This is a genomic window from Arthrobacter mobilis (assembly GCF_012395835.1).
Lineage (GTDB): Bacteria > Actinomycetota > Actinomycetes > Actinomycetales > Micrococcaceae > Crystallibacter > Crystallibacter mobilis.
Genome location: NZ_JAAZSQ010000001.1, coordinates 178,986 through 197,571, shown reverse-complemented (window position 1 = coordinate 197,571; position 18,586 = coordinate 178,986). Strand labels below are relative to the sequence as shown.

Below are 18,586 nucleotides of genomic sequence, written 5' to 3'. Positions count from 1 at the left end.
TTTCCGTCGCGTTACGGCAGGCGGATCCAGTCGTCGGACGCGGCTTTCCAGCCTTCGTCCGTCGCCTGCACCATCTTCGAGGCCTGGTTGGAATTGTGGGCGCTTTCCGTACCGAAGGAATACGGGGTTCCCATCAATGGGGTCTCGTAGGATTCCAGTGCGCGCAGCGCCTCCGAAACTGACTCCCTGGTAATTTCCCCGTCGATTCCCTTCAGCACGTCCACCAGAATTGTGGCGGACAGGTATCCTCCCATTGACAACGAGGTCAGCGGCACGTCAGCCTCTGTCAGCGTCTTCCGCCAGTCTTCAAGTTCTTTGGCGTCGGACGTGTACGGAGTAAATTCCGAATTCACGTACAGACCAAGGGTGTCCTGGTTCTGGAGCGCTTTAATGGCGGAATCCGTATAGGCAGCCGTAATTGTCAGCCAGTCCATACTTTCCAGCAGCCCCTGCTGCTTTACGGATTTCATGAAGGATATGGCCGTCGGCTCGGTGGAGTTGAAGACCACGGCGTCGCACCGGGCTTCCTTGGCTGCAAGGATCGCCGGGGTGGGATCGGCCCCGAAGGTGACCGATGTATCGACCAGAGCGGGCTGCTTGCCGGTCATCCGGCTCCAGCGCTCAATTGATTCCCGGTAGCTCTCCGTCAGCCCCGGCAGGCCCAGGATGATGGAGCAGATTTTCTCGTGCTTGAGTTCTTCCGACGCGAAATAAAGCAGCGACGTGTAGCCCTCGAAGGGGCCGGTATTCACCGGCGAGATACTTGCGGACTTGAAGCAGGCCGGGTCCACACCGGTCCCGGCGACCACGCTCACATCGTTCTGGGCGTAATATGCGGCATTGGCGCTGCACTCGACCATACTCGCCGACCCTGCGGAAGCCACGATTCCCTTTTCGTCAACCAGCAGTCGCGCCGCCTGGCTGGCCGCCCCCGGATCCCCCTTATCGTCTTCCAGGATGTACTCAATCTGCCTTCCGTCAATGCCCCCTTCGGCATTTACCCGGTCAAAAACCGCCTTGGCTGCCGCCGGGACTTCCGGGAATGGAACCGGCCCCGTAATCGAGCTGACGGATCCAATCTTGATCGTTCCTTCGCCGCTCTGGGCGGCACTTCCGCAGGCGGAAAATCCGACGGCGACAAGCGCAGCCGCTGTTATAGCGCTGGCTTTCCTAAATTTCATGCGAATCCTCAGTGAAGTCATGAAGTTGGAGGTATGCAGGGTCAAACAAATGTATTGGGCCCGGAATGGTGGGAAACTGCACATGGCTTGGCGACGTCCCCTTGGACGGTGCGAGGCACCATCACTGCGGAAGATTCAAGCATCTGCTTAGTTTTGCCGTCAAGAGCTTATTGAGAACTTCCGGAAAGTTTCACGTCGGCTGCAGGACAGCGGGCAACAAACGCTTGGGCAGCACCCACCCGCGCTGCCGCGAAGGCTAGGACTGGATGCGGGTTGCCGGCCCCGCCGGCTCTGCGTGCTCGAAGTGCGGCTGTGACGCCAGCAGTTCACCCACCCGGACCACGGCCGCGTAGATGCTCTCCGGGTCGGCAACGGTCAACTGCTGGATCACCAGCCCATCCAAGGCTGCAAAGATCGCCCGGGCCAGCGAGGCAGGCGAAGTGTAGCCGCGGCGCATCAAGGCGTTTTCGAGGGAGCCGATGTAACTGTTGTAGAGCTTCAAGACCGCCGGCCGCAGCTCGGGCCTGCGGCGGGACTCGAAGATCATCTCAAACTGGAAGAGTTGCAGGTCAGGGTCGGAGGCCACCATGTCGACCAGGGCGCGGGCGAAGTCCTCATCGACTTCTTCGGTAGCAGACAGATCGCTCAGCTGGATCGACCGCTCGGAGGCCCACTGCATCGCCGCCTCCAGCAGCGCGTCGCGGGAACCGAAGTGGTGGGCAATGAGTGTGTTGTTCACACCCGCACGTTCTGCCACGGCCCGGTAGGTCAACCCGCGCAGCCCCTTATCCGCGACCACGTGCACGACTGCAGCAAGGAGCGCTTCGCGGCCTTCACCGTACCTGCGGGCCTTGTCCGTTTTGGGCATGGAACGAGTCTATCTGGAAGCCGGCACCGCAGCTGCCTGCCGGGTGCCGCCAAGCGAGCCCCTTGACGAATACAACTAAGCAAATGCATAGTTGATGAACGTGCTGCTGGTCACATGAAAAGTGGCCCTGCAGTTCAAAGCTTCCTCCCCTACCGCCGCCATATACCCTGCCTGCCGGGCCTTGAGCCCGCAGCAAACCGTGCGGCGGGTCTTCCCGAAAGGTCATCGGATGACCCACGAACCCCAGACGGTCCCGGCCGAGCACAGCTCCGCGCTGCAGCGTACGCTGCGCTGGCAGGATGCGTTCGCCCTGGCCATGGCCGTCTCCGGCGGCATTTTCGTCTCCTTCGGTGCCACCATGGCCGCCATCGGCGCGCTCTCGGCCCTGGTCCTGTGGGCCTTGGCCTCGGCCATCGGCTGGCTGCAGAACAACCTCTTCGCCGAGATGGCCTCCATGTTCAAGGACAAGCCCGGCGGCGTGCCGACCTATGCCTACGAGGCCTGGCGCGGACGCTTCGCCCCGGCCGGGGCCATCGCCTCCTTCGGCTACTGGTTCGGCTGGGCAGCGGTGCTCTCGATCGTCAGCGTCACCGCCGGCGGCGTGATCCAGGCCCGGTGGTTCCCCGAGCAGACCTGGGCGCTCAACCTCGGCGTAGCCCAGCTGGGCTTGGGACAGCTGCTGGGCATCGGCATCATCCTGGCCATCCTCGTCCCGAACCTGTTCGGCGCCCAGCCGGCCGCATGGGTCAACAAGGTGGTCGGCGCCGCGCTCCTGATTCCGCTGCTGATGTTCATCGCCGCTCCGGCCATCAGCGGGCAGTGGGACGCGGCGAACCTGACCTGGGGCCTGGGCGGACCGGGCGCGGACGCCTGGGGCGGCTGGCAGAACGCCATCGCCTGGCTGTACCTGATCGGCTGGACCGCCTACGGCACCGAAATGTGCGCGGCGTTCACGCCCGAATACCGCTCCACGAAGGACGCCCGCAAGGCGCTGTTCACCTCCGGCGGCTATACCTTCCTGATGTTCGCCCTGGTGCCCCTGGGAGTCGGCGGCCTGGTGGACCAGGAGGCGGCGTCGGCCGACGTCGGCGGCATCTTCGTCAATGCCTTCGCTGCCGTCCTGCCCGTCGGCCCGGTGGCGGACATCATGCTGCTCATCCTGCTCGGCGCCCTGCTGATGGGAGTGAACTCCGGCATGGCCGATGCCTCCCGGGCCCTGTACGGGGCGGCCCTGGACGGGCTGGTCCCGCGCCAGCTCGAAAAGCTCAACCGGCACGGCATCCCGGCCCGGGCGCTGTGGACCGCCGTCGTGATGAACATTGTCCTGATCATCCTGGTCGCCAACCCGATCTCCATCCTGGTCGCCGCCAACCTCGGCTACCTGCTGGCCATCCTGCTGGCCGTGGCCGGCTTCCTGGTGCTCCGCCGCGACCACCCGCGCATGGAGAGGCCCTTCCGTGCCGGTGCCTACGCCGTCCCGCTCGCCGCCGCGCTGACCGTCTACGGCGCCGCCGTCCTGGTCATCGGCGCGCTCTCCTCGGAAATCACTGGCTACGGCGGACCGCTGGAACTGGCCATCGGCGCCGGGATCCTGCTGCTCTCGCTGGTCCTGTTCGTGATCCGCCGCAAGGTCCAGGACAACCTGCCGCTGGTCAGAGATCCCCGGCCGGCCGCCTGACATCTTTCACCTACCGACCGTTACAACCCCAATGAATAAGGAGATTCCCATGTCCGCACCCGTCTTCCACGCCGACCATGACCCGTCCGTGTTCGAGCCCTTCGAGGTTGGCCAGGTCCAGTGGCTGCGCCGGCCCGGCGATGGCGGCAACCAGGCGCTGTCCGCCGGGATCTGGAGCGTGACCCCGGAGGACGCCCCGGAAACCTTCGACCTGCCGATCACCGAGGACGAGACGGTCTACATCGTCTCCGGCCACCTGCGCATCGAGGTCATCGGCGGGGACACCTTCGAACTGAAGGCCGGTTCCATGGCCTCCTTCTCCAAGGGCGCCAAGACCCGCTGGACGGTCGTCGAGCCGACTATCGAGTTCTTCGTCTACAGCTGACCGGACTTAGAGGACAACAACCATGGCAGACATCACCGACGTCATCGTCATCGGCGCCGGCTTCGCCGGCCTGACCTCCGCCCGCGAACTGACCGCCAAGGGCCACACGGTCAGGATCCTGGAGGCCCGGGACCGGATCGCCGGGCGCACCTGGACCGAGCACCGGATGGGCCGGAACCTGGAACTTGGCGGCACCTGGGTGCACTGGGTCCAGCCGCACGTCTGGGCCGAAATGACCCGGTACGGCATCCGTCCCGTGGGCGGCCCGGAGTTCGAAAAGGCCTATTGGTGGGCCGGCGGGCAGCGCCACGAAGGCCCGGCCGAACGAATCCTGCAGATCATCGACGAACCGAACCGGCGCCTGCTGTCCGGCACCCGCGAGCTTGTCCCGCTGCCCTACCAGCCGCTGGCCAATCCGGCGGTCAAGGACGCGGACCAGGACAGCCTCTCGGACCGCATCGATGCGCTCGGCCTGGACAACGAGCAGCGCCAACTGCTGCGCACCTTCTGGTCGCTGAACTTCAACGGCAAGCTGGACGAGGCCGCCTTCACCCAGGCGCTGCGCTGGTGCTCGGCCGCCAGCGGGGACTGGATGTTGATGTTCGAAGCCTGCGCCACATACAAGGTCGAAGGCGGGACCGTGGCCTTGGCCGAGGCCATCCTGGCCGACGCCGGCGCCGAGCTGGAGCTGGACACCGTGGTCACCAAGGTGGAGCAGGACGAGGACGGCGTGCGCGTCACCACCGCGGACGGGCGCACTCACGCGGCCCGCGCCGTCGTCGTCACGCTGCCGCTGAACGCGCTGGATACCGTGGAGTTCTCCCCCGCGCTCTCCGCGGGCAAGCAGGCGGCCGCCGCCCGCGGCCAGGCCGGCCGCGGTGCCAAGCTGTGGATCAAGGTCAGGGGTCGCTGGGACCGCTTCGTGGCCTTCGGCGCCGAGGACTGGCCGCTGCACTTCATCCAGTCCGAGTACTTCGACGAGGACTCGACCACCCTGGTGGCCTTCGGCCCCGACGGCCACGCGGTGGATGTGGAGGATACTGCCGCGGTGCAGGCGGTGCTGGAGCAGCTCATCCCCGGCATCGAGGTCCTCGAGGTCACCGGTCACAACTGGGTGGACGACGGGTTCAGCCGCTCCACCTGGCCGATGCACTACACAGGCTACCTCTCCGAACACCTCGAAGAGATGCAGCGGCCCGAAGGCCGTCTCTTCCTGGCCGGCTCGGACTACGCCAGCGGCTGGGGCGGCTTCATCGACGGCGCCATCGAAAGCGGCTTCACCGCCGCCCGGGCGGTGCATGCCTTGCTGACGTAAACGCCGAAGCAGATACGGCAGCCGCCGTCGTCGTCCGCTCCCTGACAACGACGGCAGCCCAGGCGGCACCTGCCGGTGCCCAACACCCCTCCCTTTTAACTACCCACCTGAGGAGATATCACCATGGCAGCCACCGAACAGTTCCAGGACTTCGTCCCCGTGGATGAATGGCCCACCGTAGCCACCATGCTGGAGGGATTCGGCGACCAGACCCTGCCTGCCTCCACCGCGCTGGCCGGCACCACCGTGTCGCTTCATGCCGAGGACGGACGCGAATTCCGGTTCGTCTTCCATGACGGTTCGTCGCTGGCCTGGACCACCGCGGGTACTGGCGCCGACCAGGAAGTCGACGCCAGCTACAAGGCCATCGAAGCCCGGAACGGCATCTTCATCATCGACATCATCCACGGTGAAAACCGCGCCATGCAGCACACGACCATCGTCTTCAACCGCAACACCGGTGTCGCCACCATCGCCGTTTCCCGGTTTGTGGACGAGGACGGGCGGACCCGCGCCGCCACCGAATTCATTCACGCGAAGACCGAATCCGCCGCCGGCGGACTGCACCAGCGCTCGTCGGGGCTGGTCGGCAAACGCATTTACTACCGGTACAGCGACGTCGAAAGCTATGAACACATCTATTTGAATCCCGGAACCTTCGTCTGGCACTGCATACGCGGCGGCGAAAAGGGACTGGCCGATGTCGAACGCAGCATGGTGTTCGACATCGACCAGGACCTGTTCCTCTTCTTCTGGACGGAGAAGGTCATGACCGTCGAAGCCGTGCTGCTGGTCGACCTGCGCGAACAGCGTTCGATCGGCCGCATGTTCGGCTGGGACGATTCGACGGACGCACCCGTGGTCCTGCCCTTCAACTCCCGGCTCAGCGTACTCAACACCACTGGGTACCCACAGGACCACAACAAGCATTGACCACCAGTAGCAGGGACAGGAACGGGCCCGGCAGGCCGCCGCCCGTCTCCGCCAGGTGATTAACGGCCAATCCGTTTCGCTGCGGTATGGGCGGGGCGCCCCGGGGAACGTATCCCCTACGCGCTGCCGTCCTGCTGGTAGACGTCCGGAATGCCGTCGCGGTCCGCGTCCACCCGCTCCTCGGCCTCGATCCGGTGATAGTGCCGGTTGCGGGCACGCAGGATGACCGCGGCCAGGAGCGCGGCCAGCAGGGACGCGGCCAGGATGGCGACCTTGGCGTGGTCGTTGTGCTCGCTGCCGAGCCCGAAGCTCAGCTCGGCCACCAGCAGCGAGACCGTGAAGCCGATCCCGGCCAGTACCGACATGCCCAGCAGGTCGATCCACTTCAGCGAGGGATCCAGCTCGGCGCGGGTGAACTTGCTCATTAGCCAGGTGGTGCCCACGATGCCAATGGGCTTGCCCAGCACCAGGCCGGCGAGAATGCCCAGGGCCACGGTATCGGTCAGGAGCGAGGCCAGGCCCTCGGCGCCGCCGATGGCCACGCCGGCGGAGAAAAAGGCGAAGACCGGGACGGCGAATCCGGCGGAGACGGGCCGGAACCGGTGTTCGAGGATTTCGGCCAGTCCGGGGCCTGCCTCCGGACCGCCGGAGGCCTTGCTGCGCAGCACCGGGATGGTGAAGCCCAGCACGACGCCGGCAATGGTGGCGTGGATGCCCGAGGCATGCAGCAGGGCCCAGGCCACGATCCCGATGGGCAGCAGGATCAGCCACGCCGCCGCCGGGCGCACGCCGAAGAAGCGGCGGTATTTCTGCGCCAGGAACGCATAGACCGCCACCGGGATGAGCGTCAGCAGCAGCGGGCCGACGTGGATTTCGCTGGTGTAGAAGACGGCGATGATGGCGATGGCGATCAGGTCATCGACCACCGCCAGCGTGAGCAGGAAGATCCGCAGCGCGCTGGGCAGGTGGGAACCGATGACGGCCAGGACCGCGACGGCGAAGGCGATGTCGGTCGCCGTCGGAATCGCCCAGCCCCGCAGCGCTTCGGCGCTGCCCCAGTTCACCGCCGCATAGATCAACGCCGGGACCACCACGCCGCCGGCGGCCGCGGCCACCGGGACCATGGCCTTGGCCGGCTGGCGCAGGTCCCCGGCCACGAACTCGCGCTTGAGTTCCAGCCCGACGAGGAAGAAGAAGATGGCCAGCAGCCCGTCCGCGGCCCAGGCGCCCAGGCTCAGGTCCAGATGCCACGGCTCGTAGCCGACCTTCAAGTCCCGCAGCGCGAAGTAGCTGTCCGCGGCCGGTGAATTGGCCCAGACCAGGGCGACCAGGGCGGCGGCCACCAGCAGGGCGCCGCCGACGGTTTCCTTGCGCAGGATTTCGCCGATGCGCAGGGCTTCGCTGTAGCTGCCCCGGCCCAGGACGGGCGGCTTCGGGCGGTTGGGGATGTTGGCCATCGGGGCTCCTCAGGGGTCGGCAACAGAACACGCCGACCAGACTTCCCGGCACACCGGTAGCCCACTCTACCGGTGCAGGCCGCCCGGCGCATCCGGGGTTCTGCGGGCCGGGCGGCTATTTCAGGAGCGCGACGTCGGAGACCAGGGTGATGTGGGCCTGCATCGCCTCGGCCGCCTCCTCGGCATTGCCGGCGCGGATGGCCTCGGCGATCCTGCGGTGCGAGGCAAGCGACTGCTCGGGCCGGCCGGGCTGGGCCAGGGACTCCAGCCGCGTCTCCAGCACCATTTCGGCGATGAAGGCCATCAGCTGGGCCAGCACCGGCGAGTGCGCCGCGGCCGTGACCGCCTGGTGGAAGAGCTCGTCGCCGCGCGCCCCGCGGTCCCCGGAACCGATTTCCTCCGCCATTACCTCCAGGGCGGCGTCGATGCCCGCCATGTCCTCCTCGGTCCGCCGGGCGGCCGCGAGCGCGGCGAGCTTGACCTCGAGGGTGCTGCGCGCCTCGACGATTTCCGGCAGCCGGTTCTGGTGCTCGCGCAGTCCCCTGAGCACCGCGGCGATGCTGGGCCGGTAGACCAGCACGGCGCCGGTGCCGTGCTGCACGTCGATGACGCCGAGCACTTCCAGCGCCACCAGGGCCTGGGCCAGGGTGGCGCGCGAGACACCCAGGCGTTCGGCCAGGTCGCGCTCGGCAGGCAGATGGTCCCCCGGGCCCAGCTGCTCGGCCTCGATATAGCCGAGGATCTGCTTCATCAGCTGCTCATACAGCCGGGGCCTCGCCACCCTTGCCAGTGACGGGCCGGCGGCATTTACTCGCATGGTTACCTCCAGGTTCGGCGGTCCTGCTGCACAGCGTACCGCTACGCTCATTGACAAAGTCGCCTGCTGTGTAGGAGGCTAGGCCAGTGAGCCAGTGACACAACTCACAATACCAGCTTCACCGGAGGAACGCCGATGTCCGCTCCCATACTCTCGATCATCGTCCTGGCGGCGATGTTCCTACTTGCCACCGTCCTGCCGATCAACATGGGCGCCCTCGCCTTCGTGGGAGCCTTCCTGCTGGGCGCGGTGTTCCTTGGCATGGATACCGACGCCATCCTGGCCAACTTCCCGGGCGGACTGTTCCTGACCCTGGTCGGGGTCACCTACCTGTTTGCCATCGCGCAGAACAACGGGACCATCGACCTGCTGATCAGCAAGGCGGTCAGGCTGGTCAACAACCGGGTGGCCCTCATTCCGTGGGTCATGTTCGTCATCACGGCAGGCATCACCGCCGTCGGCGCCCTCGGCCCCGCCGCCGTCGCCATCATGGCTCCGATCGCCCTTGGTTTCGCCGCGAAATACAAAATCAACCCGCTGATGATGGGCATGCTCGTGGTCCACGGGGCCCAGGCCGGCAGCTTCTCCCCGATCGCCGTCTACGGTGTCATCGTCAACGGCCTGATCACCGATGCCGGCTTCGCCTTCAGCGCCATGGCGCTGTTCCTGACCAGCCTGTTCTTCAATCTCGCCATCGCCCTGGTGCTGTTCTTCGTCCTCGGCGGACGGAAACTGGCGGCATCGCGCGCCGGCCGCCTCGCCGAGCAGGTCGCCAAGGCCCGGATGTCCCTGAGCGTCGGCAGCCGCGCCTCGGATGTGGACTACAAGGGTACCGGCAGCGGCACGTACGGACCGCGCGACCCGGCCGGCGACGGCCCGAGCGCGCCGTCCCCGGAGCGCTTCCCGCAGGTCATGACCATCCTCGGGCTCGTAGCGCTGGCCGTCATCGCCCTCGGCTTCAAGGTCGACGTCGGCTTCGTCTCCATCACCATTGCCGTCATCCTCGCGCTGGTCTCCCCCAAGGCGCAGAAGGGTGCCGTGAACAAGATCAGCTGGTCGACCGTGCTGCTGATCTGCGGCATGCTCACCTTCGTCGGCGTGCTCGAGGAAGCCGGCACCATCGACTACGTCTCGAACGGCGTGGCCAATCTTGGCGCCCCGCTGCTGGCCGCACTGCTGATCTGCTACATCGGCGCCGTCGTTTCCGCCTTCGCGTCCTCCACCGCCATCCTCGCGGCCCTGATCCCGCTGGCCATCCCGTTCCTGGACTCCGGCGCGGTCAGCGCCGTCGGCGTGGTCTGCGCCCTGGCCATCGCCTCGACCATCGTGGACGTCTCGCCGTTCTCCACCAACGGGGCGCTGGTGCTGGCCAACGCCCCCGAGGGTACGGACAAGGACCGTTTCTACCGGCAGATCCTCGCCTACGGCGGCCTCGTCGTCGTCGCCGGACCGCCGCTGGCCTGGCTGACCCTGGTCCTGCCCGGCTGGCTCTGACCGCCCCCCTACGCAAGCCACCATCCAGATTCCAATGCAAGGAGCAGCAGTGACTACCGAAACCACCACCAGCACGGACACCGACCGGCAGCAGGCTGCCGCAGGTCCGCTGGCCGGCTACACGGTCGTGGACCTGAGCCGGGCCCTGGCCGGGCCGCACGCCGGCATGATGCTGGCCGACCTGGGGGCGCGGGTGATCAAGGTCGAGTCCCCGGGGCACGGCGACGACACCCGCGGCTGGGGCCCGCCCTTCGTCGGGCCGGAGGACAACCGGCAGGCCACCTACTTCCTCTCCTGCAACCGCAACAAGGAATCCATCGCCTTGGATCTGAAGAGCGCCGACGGCGCCGAGGTCCTGGCCGGCCTCATCCGGCGCGCCGATGTGCTGGTGGAGAACTTCCGCCCCGGCGTGCTGGACCGGCTCGGCTTTTCCACGGCGCGCCTGCACGAGCTCAACCCCCGGCTGGTCATCCTCTCGATCAGCGGGTTCGGCCATGACGGCCCGGAGTCCCAGCGCAGCGGCTACGACCAGATCCTGCAGGGCGAGGCCGGCCTGATGTCGCTGACCGGCTCCGGCCCCGAGGACCCGCAGCGGGTGGGGGTGCCGATCGCGGACCTGCTCTCGGGCATGTACGGGGCCTACGGCGTGCTGGCGGCCCTGCTCGAGCGTGAGCGTACCGGCCGCGGGCAGGTGGTGCGCACCTCGCTGCTGGCCGCCATGGTCGGCGTGCACGCCTTCCAGGGCACCCGGGCCACCGTGGCCGGCGAGGTCCCGCGCGCGCAGGGCAACCACCATCCCTCGATCGCCCCCTACGGGCTCTTCAGCTGCCAGGACGGCAAGGTGCAGATCAGCGTGGGCAGCGAAAAGCTCTGGGCCACCTTCAGCCAGGCCTTCGCCATCGACGGCACGCGCCCGGAATTCGCCACCAATGCGGACCGGGTCAGGCACCGGGACCTGCTGATCAAGGAAGTGGAGCGCGCCTTCGCCGGGTACGGCTCCGAGGCCCTGCTGGAGAAGCTCAACGAGGCCGGCATCCCGGCCGGCCGGGTCAGGACCCTGGACGAGGTTTATGCCTGGGAACAGGTCAAGTCCCAGGGCCTGCTGGTCGACGTCGAGCACCCGGTGCTGGGTCAGGTGCAGCTGCCCGGCCCGCCGCTGCGCTTCTTCGACGCCGCGGACGAAACCGAGACCACCCGCACCGCGCACCAGGCCCCGCCGCTGCTGGATGCCGACGGCGGCGCCATCCGCGCCTGGCTTGCCGAGGAGGCCTGAGATGGCCGCGGCAAGCCCCACCGTGAACAAAGTGCGGCGCCTGAACGCCGCCGAGCTGATCGACACCGTGCTCGACGCCGGTTCGTTCCGCTCCTGGGATGCCCCGGCCGCGGCGCCGGCTGCGGACGACGGCGGCTACCGCCGGGAGCTCGCCGCGGCCGCCGGCCGGAGCGGGACCGACGAATCGGTCGTCACCGGGGAGGGACTGATCCGGGGCCGGCGGGTGGCGGTCATCGTCTCCGAATTCACGTTCCTGGCCGGTTCCATCGGGCAGGCGGCCGCGGACCGGATCACCGCCGCCATCGAACGCGCCACCACCGAGCGGCTCCCCCTGCTGGCCGGGCCCGCCTCCGGCGGCACCCGGATGCAGGAGGGCACCCTGGCCTTCCTGGGCATGGTGAAGATCACCGCGGCGGTGCGCCGCCACCGGCAGGCGGGTCTGCCCTACCTGGTCTACCTGCGCCACCCGACCACCGGCGGGGTGATGGCCTCCTGGGGTTCGCTGGGCCATGTGACCGTGGCCGAGCCCGGCGCCCTGCTCGGCTTCCTGGGGCCGCGGGTCTTCGAGGCCCTGAACGGCCGGCCGTTCCCGGAGAACGTCCAGGTCGCCGAGAACCTCTTCGACAAGGGCCTGGTCGACGCCGTGGTCCCGCCGGAGCAGCTCTCCGAGATCCTGGACCGCGCCCTGGCCATCCTGCTGCCGGAACCGGCCGGGCCGGTACCTGCCCCGGAAACGACGGCGGCGGCACCGGCGTCGGACGAGGCCTGGGCCTCCATCGAAATCTCCCGGAACCCGCGCCGGCCCGACCTGCGCTACCTGCTGGCTGCCGCGGACGACGCACTGCCGCTCAACGGCACCGGCCAGGGCGAAAACGACCCCGGCCTGCTGCTGGCCCTGGCCCGCTTCGGCAGCCAGTCCTGTATCGTGCTGGGCCACCACCGTCCGCGCCACCCCGACGCGCCGGCCATGGGACCGGGCTCGCTGCGCGAGGCACGGCGCGGCATGCGCCTGGCCGAAGAACTCGGACTGCCGCTGCTGACCGTCATCGACACCCCCGGCGCCGACCTGTCCAAGGAAGCCGAGGAAGCCGGGCTGGCCGGGGAAATCGCCCGCTCGCTGCAGGACCTGATCGGCCTGGGCTCCCCCAGCGTCTCGGTGCTGCTGGGCCAGGGCTCCGGCGGCGGTGCCCTAGCGCTGCTGCCGGCGGACCGGACCATCGCCGCGCAGCACGCGTGGCTCTCACCGCTGCCGCCGGAAGGCGCCAGCGCGATCCTGTACCGGACCACCGAACACGCGCCGTCGATCGCCGCCGCCCAGGGCGTGAACGTGGCCTCGCTGCACCGGATCGGACTGGTGGACCACATCGTCGACGAACGCCCCGACGCGGCAGCGGAGCCCAAGGACTTCTGCCGCCGGATGGCACGGGCGATCGAGTACGAGCTGTCCGAGGCGGCGGCACAGCCGGCAACCGCACGGCTGGAGCAGCGCTGGGAGAAGTTCGCCCGGCTGGGTACCTGACCGGCGTAGGATCGGACCGACACCCCGTCCTGCCAAGGAGGCCCCGATCCATGCCGCGCATCCTGGATGAGCTGGAGCAGCGCATTGCCGCTGCACTCCAGGTCGATGGCCGGGCACCGTGGCGGAAAATCGCCACGGTGCTCGGCGAACCCGAACGCACGGTGGCCCGGCGCGGGGCGGAGCTGCTCGCCTCCGGGGACGTGGCAGTGGTCGGGCTGCGGACCAGGGCGGCATCGGCCCTGCTGCGGCTCGAATGCATGCCGGGGACCAGCCGGGCCGCGGTCGAAGCCGTGGCGCAGCGCAAGGACTCCACCTTCAGCTACCTGATGACCGGCGGGGCCGACTGCGTGGCCGAACTCATGGTGGACCCGCCCCAGCTGGGCACTGTGCTGGGCACCGAAGTGCCGTCCACCGTCGGGCTGGTCCGGGCCGCAAGCTATCCGGTGCTGAAGTATTTCCGCTCGATCCGGGGCTGGCGCTCAGGCCTGCTCACCGACGCCCAAACGGCGGCGCTTCAGTCGGAACTGACCGCCGACCCCAAGCCGATGGCCAGATCCGAGACGCTCTCGGCCCAGGACCTGCGCCTGGTAGAGGCGCTGGTCGAGGACGGCCGGGCCAGCCTGGACGCGCTGGCGCGCCGGGCCGGCGTCTCGGAGACCACGGCGCGGCGGCGCGGCGAATGGCTGCTGCGCAACAATTACGTGAGCATCCGCGCGATCGTGGAGCCGGCCTCCGTCGGCCTGCCCGTCGAGGCCTTCCTGTGGATCAAGTGTGCCCCCGGCAAGGTGGAACCGATCGGCCGCGCGCTGGGCGGTCTGCCGGCGGTGCGCTACGCCGCCGCCCTCGCCGGCGGCTGGCAGCTGGTGGCGGATGTGACGGTGGCGGACCAGGAGGCGCTCTACCGGTTCATCACCGAGGCCGCCTGGGCCGATGACGCGGACTGGATCGAAACCACCCTGCTGCTGCAGGCCCGCAAGCGCGGCGGCCGGCTGCTCCCCTCCCCCTGAGCTGCTTCCCTCCCCCTGCCGGTCCCCCGCCCAAACGACGGTGCAGGACACGCCCGTTTCCGAATGGAAAACGGGCGTGTCCTGCACCGTCGATGGGAAGGAAGGGCGGGGTCAGGGGGCTGTGGGGGCGGCGGCGGGCAGAGCAGGGCGCACGTCCGCGCAGCGGGTGCGGTCCTCGAAGGCCTTCGCGTAGCGCAGCAGGTCCGCGTCCCGGTAGTGGTTGACTGCCAGCTGGAAGCCCACCGGCAGCCCGGCGGGGGTGAAGCCTGCGGGCAGGGCGAGCACCGGCAGGCTCGTGGCCGAGAGCACGCAGGCCGAGCGCATCCAGTCCAGGTACGTCTCCGAGGCGACGCCGTTGACCTCCTGCGGGTAGCGCAGGGAGGCATCGAACGGCAGCACCTGGGCGGCCGGGCTGAGGAAGAGGTCGTACCGGCCGAAGAAGTCCTGCACGGAAGCCTCCAGCCGGGTGCGGGCGGCCGTGGCTTCAATCAGGTCCTCGGCGCTGAGCGACCAGCCGAGCTCCACGTTCCAGACGACCTCGGGCTTGATCAGGTCCCGGTGCGCGCGCACCAGCGGCCCCAGCCCGGCGGCGAAGTCGGTGGCACGGGTGGCCTGGAAAACCTTGTCCGCCTCGGAGAAGTCGGGGGTGGCTTCCTCGATGACCGCGCCGGCCTCCTCGAACACCCGCAGCTGGCGCCGGAGCACCTCAAGCACGCCCGGTTCCACCGGGATCCCGATCCCGAAGTCCTCGCTCCAGCCGATCCGCACCCCGCGCAGGTCCCCGGTGAGCGGGCCGGCGAACGCTTCCCCGCCGATCGGCGCCGGCGTCGGCAGCAGCGGCGAGGGGCCGGCGACGGCGGACATGAACAGCGCGATGTCGGACACTTCCCGGGCCATCGGGCCGGTGCGGCCCAGCCAGGCCCAGGCATTGACCGGCGACGGCATCGGGATGACCCCGTAGGAGGGGCGGAAGCCGGCCACATTGCAGAAGGAGGCCGGGATGCGCAGCGAGCCGCCCATGTCCGAGCCTTCGCCCAGCGGCTGGATGCCGGATGCGATGGCCGCGGCGACACCACCGGAGGACCCGCCGGCGCTGAGCGTAGGGGCGTACGGGTTGGTGGTGGTGCCGAACACCTCGTTGAAGGTGTGCGAGCCGGCACCGAACTCCGGCACGTTCGTCTTGCCGGTGGCCACCACGCCGGCCGCGCGCAGCCGGGCGATGATCAGGTCATCCTCCTCCGGCACGGCGTCCTTGAGCACCAGCGACCCCTGCGTGGTGCGCATGCCGCGCGTGCTGTGCGTGTCCTTGTGCGTCATTGGCAGCCCGTGCAGCGGCGGCAGCTCCGCCCCGCTCATGGTCAGCTCGTCGGCCGCCGTGGCGGCGGCGCGGGCGCCGTCCGGGTCCAGGGTGACGACGGCGTTGATCACCGGATTGACCTCCTCGATCCGCGCCAGGTGGGCGTCGACGGCCTCGCGGGCCGAAAACTCCTTGCGGCGGATGCCGGCCACCGTCTCGGCGGCGGACAGGTTCAGAATGTCGCTCACTGTTGCTACTTCCTCGCGCTCGGGTTGCGGACTGTCCTCCACAGTGTGGACCGCGGCCCGGAGCCGGGGAAGCCGATCCGGAAAATCTGCTTCCAGTGGAGGAAACGGCCAAAATTGTGGCCGTTCCGGGCAAGTGTTGCCACCAGGAGCACAGAAGCGCATGGTTATGGCTAGCACTTCCGGGTTTGTAATCCAGGTCACACTGATGAATCCCCTGATGAAGGAGTCCGAGGAACCATGCAGTCTTTGAGTGTCCAGGTCCTGGCGGAAGCCGGTTCCACCGATATCCTCGCGGTGGCGAATTCACCCCTGGTCTGGGTCTGTGCCCTGGGTGTCTTCGCCGTGATCTTCGTGCAGACCTTGATCTATGTGAAGGCCGCCCGCAAGGCCGGCCCCGACGCCGGCATGAGCTCGCAGGAACTGACCCGGTCCTACCGCGCCGGAGCCATCGCCTCGGTCGGCCCGTCCCTGGCCGTGGTGCTCGTGGCCATCGCCCTGCTGGCCCTCTTCGGCACCCCGGCGGTGCTGGTGCGGATCGGCCTGATCGGCTCCGCGGCCACCGAAACCGCCTCCGCCGGCATTGCCGCCACCACCATGGGCGCCACCCTCGGCGGCCCCGACTACACCCAGCAGATCTTCGCCATCGCCTTCATGGCCATGAGCCTCAGCGGCGGCATGTGGATGCTGGCCACCCTTATCCTGACCCCGATCCTCAAGCGCGGCGGCCACCGCCTCTCGGCCATGAACCCGGCGGCTATGGCCATCATCCCCTGCGCCGCGCTGCTCGGTGCCTTCAGCATGCTCGCCGTCGCGGAGGCGCCCAAGTCCAGCGTCCACCTGGTCACCCTTGGCGTCTCGGCCGTGGTCATGGCCGGCTGCCTGTTCCTGGCCAAAAAGCTCGGCGCCGGCTGGCTGAAGGAATGGGCCCTGGGCTTCGCGATCATCACCGCCCTCGCCGTCGCCTTCGTCGCCCACACCGCTTGAGCCCCTACCGCACGAAAGGAATACCGCAATGACTACGCAGATCCCCACCCGTGCGGGCGCCGGCATGGCAGGCTTCGAGGCCACCACCTCCCGCTGGGGCCGCATCACCATGCTCGCCGGCCTGGTCCTGTCGCTGATCGGCCCGTGCTACCTCGTCTTCTTCGGCGGCCTGGACATCACGGCCGGCCATGTCTGGCTCGCCTTCCTCGCGGTCGCCGCCACCTTCGGCATCTTCTGGATCATGGAACCGCTGACCTACTTCCCGATCCTGGGTTCGGCGGCCATGTACCAGGCCTTCATGATCGGCAACATCTCCAACAAGCTGCTGCCGGCCGCGATCGTCGCCCAGTCCACCGTCAATGCCCGGCCCGGCACCAAGCGCGGCGACCTGGCCGCCGTCATGGCGATCTGCGGGGCGGCCACGGTCCACCTGGTTTCCCTGCTGCTCTTCGTGGGCGTGCTCGGAACCTGGCTGATTTCGATCATCCCGATGGAACTGATCGACGTCGCCCGCCTGTACATCCTGCCCGCCGTCATGGGCGCCGTCCTGGTACAGATCATCGCGACCATGAAGCAGCTGCGTCCGACGCTCTTCGCCATCGCCATCGCACTGCTGGTCCAGTTCGTCCTGGTCCCGCTGGTGCCGCAGCTGGCGATGGGCGCCACGGCCATCGGCGTCGCCGCCACCATCGCGCTGGCCTGGTTCGGCCGGGACCGCACCGTTACCCACCACGCCCACCTCGCCGACGACGGCGAGGGCGAGGGCACCGCACCGAAGGAGGAGATCTAGGCCATGACGGAAACCAGTCTGCTGCCGGCCCTGACCGACGCCGACCGCGAGCAGATGCACGCGGACTACCGGCACCTGCACACCCACCCCGAGCTGTCCATGCAGGAGCACCGGACTGCCGAATTCATCGCCGCGGAACTGGCGGCCCTGGGCGTGGAACACTTCCGCTGCGGAGGCACCGGCGTCGTCGGCATCCTGCGCAACGGCGACGGACCCGTGGTCGCCTTCCGGGCGGACACCGACGGGCTGCCGATCGCCGAGGACACCGGGCTGGACTACGCCAGCCGCGACACCGGCACCTTGGCCGACGGCACCATCGTTCCGGTCATGCACGGCTGTGGCCATGACACCCACGTCGCGGCCCTGCTGGCCGCCGCCCGGGTGCTGGCCCGGCACACGAACGCCTGGTCCGGCACCGTGGTGCTGCTCTTCCAGCCCGGCGAGGAGACCGCCGCCGGCGCCGCGGCCATGGTCGAGGACGGGCTCTGGGACCGCGCTCCGCGCCCGGAGGTGGTGCTCGGCCAGCACGTCATGCCGCTGCAGGCCGGCACGATCAACATCAGCACCGGCACCGCCATGGCCATGGCCGACGCCCTGAGGGTGACCGTCTACGGCAAGCAGTCGCACGGCTCCCAGCCGCAGGCCGGCATCGACCCGATCGTGCTCGGCGCGCACATCATTACCCGGCTGCAGACCATCGTCTCGCGCGAACTGGATCCGACGACGCCGGCGGTCGTCACCTCCGGCACCTTCCATGCCGGGCTGAAGGAGAACATCATCCCGGACCGGGCCGAGTTCACGCTCAACATCCGCACCTTCGAACAGGAGACCCGGGACCAGGTGCTCGCCGCCATCCGGCGCATCGTCTCGGCCGAGGCCGCCGCCTCGGCCGCGCCGGAGCCAACGGTGGAGGAAATCTACACCTTCCCGCGCTGCTACAACGACCCCCAAACCACCGCCGGCATTGCCGCGGCACTGCGCGCCGAGCTCGGCCAGGACAACGTCGTCGACGCCCCGCCGCTGATGGGCAGCGAGGACTTCGGGCACCTGGCCGATTCGATCGGCGTGCCTTCGGTGTACTGGATGTTCGGCGGCTTCGACCTGGCCGCGGGCCCGGCCCCGATGAACCATTCGCCGTTCTTCGGCCCGGTCATGGAACCGACGCTCTCCACCGGTGCCCGCGCCGCCGTGGCCGCCCTGCTCTCCCGGCTGGGGCCGGCGCGCACCTAGCGTTCAGCGGGCCGGCCCGGCCCTCGCAAGCTCGGGACGGTGCCCCTGCTGCCTCCCTTAGGCACGGACGACGGCGGCGGGCGGCACTTCGGTGCCCGTCCGCCGCCGTC

General features: G+C 68.7%; 16 protein-coding genes. 11 read left to right on the top strand and 5 right to left on the bottom strand.

From position 1 onward, the window contains the following. Nucleotides 1–11: 11 nt before the first annotated feature. Nucleotides 12–1,181, bottom strand: coding sequence for an ABC transporter substrate-binding protein (locus HGG74_RS00950; protein ID WP_168484470.1), 1,170 nt, complete (start codon nucleotides 1,179–1,181; stop codon nucleotides 12–14). Nucleotides 1,182–1,437: 256 nt separating this feature from the next. Beyond that, nucleotides 1,438–2,049 (bottom strand): TetR/AcrR family transcriptional regulator, encoded by a 612-nt coding sequence (locus HGG74_RS00945; RefSeq protein ID WP_168484469.1) that lies wholly within the window; start codon nucleotides 2,047–2,049, stop codon nucleotides 1,438–1,440. A 229-nt stretch (nucleotides 2,050–2,278) separates the two neighbouring features. Between HGG74_RS00945 and HGG74_RS00940 the strand changes: the two genes are divergently transcribed. The 4 genes from HGG74_RS00940 to HGG74_RS00925 all read left to right on the top strand — a co-directional run bounded on the left by HGG74_RS00940 (nucleotide 2,279) and on the right by HGG74_RS00925 (nucleotide 6,360). After that, nucleotides 2,279–3,727, top strand: coding sequence for an APC family permease (locus HGG74_RS00940; RefSeq protein WP_168484468.1), 1,449 nt, complete (start codon nucleotides 2,279–2,281; stop codon nucleotides 3,725–3,727). 49 nt (nucleotides 3,728–3,776) lie between these two features. Beyond that, entirely contained in the window at nucleotides 3,777–4,112 is a 336-nt protein-coding gene (locus HGG74_RS00935) for a cupin domain-containing protein (RefSeq protein ID WP_168484467.1), read from the top strand. 22 nt (nucleotides 4,113–4,134) lie between these two features. Next, nucleotides 4,135–5,427, top strand: a complete 1,293-nt coding sequence (locus HGG74_RS00930; protein WP_168484466.1) for a flavin monoamine oxidase family protein — start codon at nucleotides 4,135–4,137, stop codon at nucleotides 5,425–5,427. 123 nt (nucleotides 5,428–5,550) lie between these two features. Continuing rightward, a complete protein-coding gene (locus HGG74_RS00925; RefSeq protein ID WP_168484465.1) occupies nucleotides 5,551–6,360 on the top strand; it encodes a MoaF C-terminal domain-containing protein in 810 nt (269 codons plus the stop codon). Nucleotides 6,361–6,476: 116 nt separating this feature from the next. On the opposite strand, the gene nhaA is transcribed toward HGG74_RS00925, so the two are convergent. After that, nucleotides 6,477–7,817: a Na+/H+ antiporter NhaA gene (gene nhaA / locus HGG74_RS00920; protein ID WP_168484464.1), complete on the bottom strand. Its 1,341-nt coding sequence runs from the start codon at nucleotides 7,815–7,817 to the stop codon at nucleotides 6,477–6,479. Between the two features lie 115 nt (nucleotides 7,818–7,932). Continuing rightward, on the bottom strand, nucleotides 7,933–8,634 hold the full coding sequence (locus HGG74_RS00915; protein ID WP_168484463.1) for a FadR/GntR family transcriptional regulator: 702 nt from the start codon (nucleotides 8,632–8,634) through the stop codon (nucleotides 7,933–7,935). Nucleotides 8,635–8,769: 135 nt separating this feature from the next. Between HGG74_RS00915 and HGG74_RS00910 the strand changes: the two genes are divergently transcribed. From HGG74_RS00910 to HGG74_RS00895, 4 genes are read left to right on the top strand one after another with little or no spacing between them, the layout of a single operon-like run. Further along, nucleotides 8,770–10,128, top strand: coding sequence for an SLC13 family permease (locus HGG74_RS00910; protein ID WP_168484462.1), 1,359 nt, complete (start codon nucleotides 8,770–8,772; stop codon nucleotides 10,126–10,128). A gap of 49 nt (nucleotides 10,129–10,177) precedes the next feature. Further along, nucleotides 10,178–11,401 (top strand): CaiB/BaiF CoA transferase family protein, encoded by a 1,224-nt coding sequence (locus tag HGG74_RS00905; protein ID WP_312856681.1) that lies wholly within the window; start codon nucleotides 10,178–10,180, stop codon nucleotides 11,399–11,401. A gap of 1 nt (nucleotide 11,402) precedes the next feature. Beyond that, nucleotides 11,403–12,920 (top strand): carboxyl transferase domain-containing protein, encoded by a 1,518-nt coding sequence (locus HGG74_RS00900; RefSeq protein ID WP_205761115.1) that lies wholly within the window; start codon nucleotides 11,403–11,405, stop codon nucleotides 12,918–12,920. A 50-nt stretch (nucleotides 12,921–12,970) separates the two neighbouring features. After that, entirely contained in the window at nucleotides 12,971–13,927 is a 957-nt protein-coding gene (locus tag HGG74_RS00895; RefSeq protein WP_168484460.1) for an Lrp/AsnC family transcriptional regulator, read from the top strand. Nucleotides 13,928–14,038: 111 nt separating this feature from the next. On the opposite strand, the gene HGG74_RS00890 is transcribed toward HGG74_RS00895, so the two are convergent. Further along, nucleotides 14,039–15,472, bottom strand: coding sequence for an amidase (locus HGG74_RS00890; protein ID WP_312856680.1), 1,434 nt, complete (start codon nucleotides 15,470–15,472; stop codon nucleotides 14,039–14,041). 237 nt (nucleotides 15,473–15,709) lie between these two features. On the opposite strand from HGG74_RS00890, the gene HGG74_RS00885 reads away from it, so the two are divergent. The 3 genes from HGG74_RS00885 to HGG74_RS00875 are packed head-to-tail and all read left to right on the top strand — an operon-like array spanning nucleotide 15,710 to nucleotide 18,476. Then, nucleotides 15,710–16,456 carry a DUF5058 family protein gene (locus tag HGG74_RS00885; RefSeq protein WP_168484459.1) on the top strand — a complete coding sequence of 249 codons (747 nt, stop codon included), beginning with the start codon at nucleotides 15,710–15,712 and terminating at the stop codon, nucleotides 16,454–16,456. A gap of 28 nt (nucleotides 16,457–16,484) precedes the next feature. Beyond that, complete coding sequence (locus tag HGG74_RS00880) at nucleotides 16,485–17,246, top strand: hypothetical protein (protein ID WP_205761113.1); 762 nt, start codon at nucleotides 16,485–16,487, stop codon at nucleotides 17,244–17,246. Nucleotides 17,247–17,249: 3 nt separating this feature from the next. Next, entirely contained in the window at nucleotides 17,250–18,476 is a 1,227-nt protein-coding gene (locus HGG74_RS00875; RefSeq protein WP_168484458.1) for an amidohydrolase, read from the top strand. Nucleotides 18,477–18,586 lie beyond the last annotated feature (110 nt).